The sequence below is a fragment of the Ruthenibacterium intestinale genome (assembly GCF_040096265.1).
Taxonomy (GTDB): domain Bacteria; phylum Bacillota; class Clostridia; order Oscillospirales; family Ruminococcaceae; genus Ruthenibacterium; species Ruthenibacterium komagatae.
The window spans coordinates 1-3,330 of sequence record NZ_JBBMFA010000025.1 but is presented as its reverse complement, the minus strand read 5'-3'; the positions used below and the strand labels follow the sequence as shown (position 1 = coordinate 3,330).

Sequence of the window (3,330 nt, the reverse complement as noted above, 5' to 3'; positions counted from 1 at the left end):
GGCGACCCGGATGAGGCTCGAACTCACGACCTCTAGCGTGACAGGCTAGCGTTCTAACCAACTGAACTACCGGGCCATATGGCAGGGGCAGAAGGATTTGAACCCTCGGCACGCGGTTTTGGAGACCGCTGCTCTACCAGCTGAGCTATACCCCTAAATCAAGCGGCCTTACCAACAGGGCGCTTTAATATAATACATGGGAACAGGAAGTTTGTCAACCCTTTTTTCGATGTTTTATGATTTTTTTTAAAAGCCGGGCAAAAACGCTCGTTTGCCCGGCTTTTCTGTTATTCCAGAATATCGCTGATTACACCGCCGCCGACCACGCGATCATCGACGTATAAAACAGCCGACTGACCGGGGGCAGGGGCACGCAGCGGCTGTGCAAAAGAAAGCGTTACGCAATCTCCATCGACAGCCTGCACACAACAGGGGGCGGGAAGCGCCCGGCTGCGGATCTTTACCAAATATTCTTCACCGGGCACAAGCGCTTTTCCGTCGGAACGCGCAGCCTGGCGAAGCCGAATACCGGAATAGAACTCATCGCCGGCCAAAGCCAGCTGAATATCTCCGTTGGGAAGGATACGCCGCACAAAAATCGGCTGGCCGTAAGCGATGTTCAGACCCTTTCGCTGACCGACCGTATAATGCGACACGCCTTTATGGGGACCAAAGTCCTCTCCGTTGGGGCCGATAAAACGGCCCTGCTTATCGGCAAGGCCACGATTGGCGATAAAAGCGGCGTAATCGCCATCCGGAATGAAGCAAATTTCCTGGCTGTCCGGTGCATCTGCGCTGACAAGTCCCATTTCGCGAGCCATTTCACGGATATCCGGTTTTTCAAATTCGCCGACGGGCAGGCAAAGCCGTTGCAAAATCTCCTGGGAAAGGCCATACAGCATATAGCTTTGGTCCCGTTCCTGGCTGGCGGCACGGCATACGTAAAAAGAACCGTCTTCCTCGCGGACACGTGCGTAGTGACCGGTGGCAATAAAACGAATTCCCATTCGGTCCGCTGTTTCGGCAAGAATTTGAAATTTGACGTTGGGATTGCACAATACACAGGGGCTGGGGGTTTCTCCGCGGCAATACGCTTCGCAGAACGGTTCAATGACTTTGCTTTCAAAAAGTTCCGAGCAGTCTACGACGGAGAAGGGAACGTCAAACTGTTTTGCAACCGCGCGCGCGGATTCCACTGAGGAATCGCTTGCGGGGGAAAAACGAATAAACACGGTGCTGACGTCAAACCCCTGATCTTTCAGAATCTGGATGCAGACGGAGGAATCCACACCGCCCGACAGACCTACCAGAATTTTATCCTGTTCTTCAAATGTGCGGAAGCTGGTACCGAGACTTACTTCACCGGCCATGTGTTTCACCCCTCAATGCTGCAAGCATGACAATCTTCTTCAATTTTTCCCACGATGGGTTCCGGGTCTACTCCCTGACGGCGGTAGTAATCCGCCAGAGCAGATTTTACAGCCTGTTCAGCCAGAACGCTGCAGTGAATTTTTACAGGGGGAAGGCCATCCAGCGCTTCCACCACGGCTTTGTTGGTCAGCTTCAATGCTTCATCGATGGTTTTTCCTTTGATCATTTCCGTGGCGATGCTGGAAGTAGCGATGGCAGCGCCGCAGCCAAAAGTTTTGAATTTGACATCGGTGATGACGTTGCCGTCAATCTTCAAAAACATTTTCATGATGTCGCCGCACTTGGGGTTTCCTACTTCACCAACGCCGTCTGCGTTTTCAATTTCTCCCACGTTGCGGGGATTGGCGAAATGATCCATTACTTTTTCACTGTACATAATATTTCAAGTCCTCTCTTTTTTCTTCCTGAAACTCAGTCATGCCACAGCGGGCTGCGTGCGCGCACAGTCGGTACAATTTCCTGCAGCGCCTGGCAAACCGCGCGGGCATCGTCCATGGTATTCTGAATACCGAAGCTGATGCGAAGGCTGCAATGGGCAATCTCATGCGGCAGACCGATGGAAAGCAACACGTGGCTTGGGTCCAGACTGCCCGATGCGCAGGCAGAACCGGAGGAGGCACAAATGCCTTTCATGTCCAGCATCAACAGCAGACTTTCGCCTTCGGCGGCCTCAAAACTGGCGTTCAGGTTGTTGGGCAGCCGACGGGAAGTGTCCAGGGGACCGTTGATCTTCACCTTGGGCATTTTTTGGATTTCCTTGAGGACATAATCACGCATGGCGCGTTCATCTGCCATTTTTTTATCCAGATTCTGCACGGCGCATTCCAGCGCAGTGGCCAGTCCCACAATGCCGGCCAGATTTTCGGTTCCGGCACGGCGGTTTCGCTCCTGGGCACCGCCGTCCATGAATGTCAGCGGCATCACGCCGCGGCGGCAGAGCAGGGCGCCTACGCCTTTGGGACCGTTGAATTTGTGGGCGGAAAGACTCAGCATATCCACACCGAGTTCCTTGAAGTTGATGGGAACAGATCCGGCCGCCTGTACAGCGTCCGTGTGGAACCATACGCCACGTTCGCGGCAAACTTCAGCGATTTCAGCAATGGGTTCCAAAGTGCCGATCTCGTTGTTGGCGTACATGATGGTGACAAGTGCTGTTTCGGGACGAATGGCGTTTTTGACATCTTCCACCGAGACAAAGCCTTCAGCGTCCACAGGAAGATAGGTGATCTCAAACCCTTCTTTTTCCAGGGCCTGCATGGAATGGAGCACCGCATGATGCTCAATGCAGCTGGTGATCAAATGCTTTTTGCCGAGTTTGGCGAATTTGTGTGCAGTCCCTTTGATTGCCCAGTTATCTGCTTCGGTGCCACAGCTGGTAAAGAAAACTTCAGCGGGTTCACATCCCAAAGCAGCTGCCACGCGGCTGCGGGCATTGGCCAGCGCCTCGTTTGCGCGGGCGCCTACCGAGTAAAAAATGCTGGAAGGATTGCCGTATTCTTCACAGTAATAAGGAATCATCGCGTCCAGCACCTGTTTGGAGACAGGCGTTGTGGCTGCGTTATCCAGATAAATTGTATGGCTCAATGAATTTCACCTTACCTTTATTCATATATAGAATAGAAACGAAAGTTTCTGCCTGAATATTAATATATACTAAAATAGTATAATTTGCAACTACTTTTTAAATTTTGCTGCCTGAGCAACAGCCATTCGGTCGCATTTTTCGTTTTCCGGATGACCGGCGTGCCCTTTGATCCATTGGTAATGAAACGTGTGCGGTTCACACAAGTCCAGGAGGCGCGCCCAAAGGTCGCTGTTCAAAGCGGGTTTTTTGTCGCTTTTTACCCAGCCGCGGGCACGCCAGCTTTTGGCCCAGCCTTTGGAAAGCCCATCCATTAC

Annotated in this window: 4 protein-coding genes and 2 tRNA genes; all 6 read right to left on the bottom strand. The window is 52.3% G+C overall.

Annotated elements, in window-relative coordinates; translation table 11 throughout:
- Positions 1 to 2 precede the first annotated feature (2 nt).
- Positions 3 to 76, bottom strand: a tRNA-Asp gene (locus WMO24_RS00745).
- A 3-nt stretch (positions 77 to 79) separates the two neighbouring features.
- Positions 80 to 155, bottom strand: a tRNA-Trp gene (locus tag WMO24_RS00740).
- 132 nt (positions 156 to 287) lie between these two features.
- The gene (mnmA, locus tag WMO24_RS00735) at positions 288 to 1,370 is read right to left on the bottom strand and encodes a tRNA 2-thiouridine(34) synthase MnmA (protein ID WP_349214159.1); all 1,083 of its coding nucleotides are present in this window, start codon (positions 1,368 to 1,370) and stop codon (positions 288 to 290) included.
- A gap of 5 nt (positions 1,371 to 1,375) precedes the next feature.
- Positions 1,376 to 1,807, bottom strand: a complete 432-nt coding sequence (gene nifU, locus WMO24_RS00730; protein ID WP_407878794.1) for a Fe-S cluster assembly scaffold protein NifU — start codon at positions 1,805 to 1,807, stop codon at positions 1,376 to 1,378.
- 35 nt (positions 1,808 to 1,842) lie between these two features.
- Positions 1,843 to 3,015 (bottom strand): cysteine desulfurase family protein, encoded by a 1,173-nt coding sequence (locus tag WMO24_RS00725; protein WP_349214157.1) that lies wholly within the window; start codon positions 3,013 to 3,015, stop codon positions 1,843 to 1,845.
- A gap of 90 nt (positions 3,016 to 3,105) precedes the next feature.
- A partial coding sequence (locus WMO24_RS00720) for an RNase H family protein (protein ID WP_349214156.1) occupies positions 3,106 to 3,330 on the bottom strand: 225 nt, incomplete at its 5' end.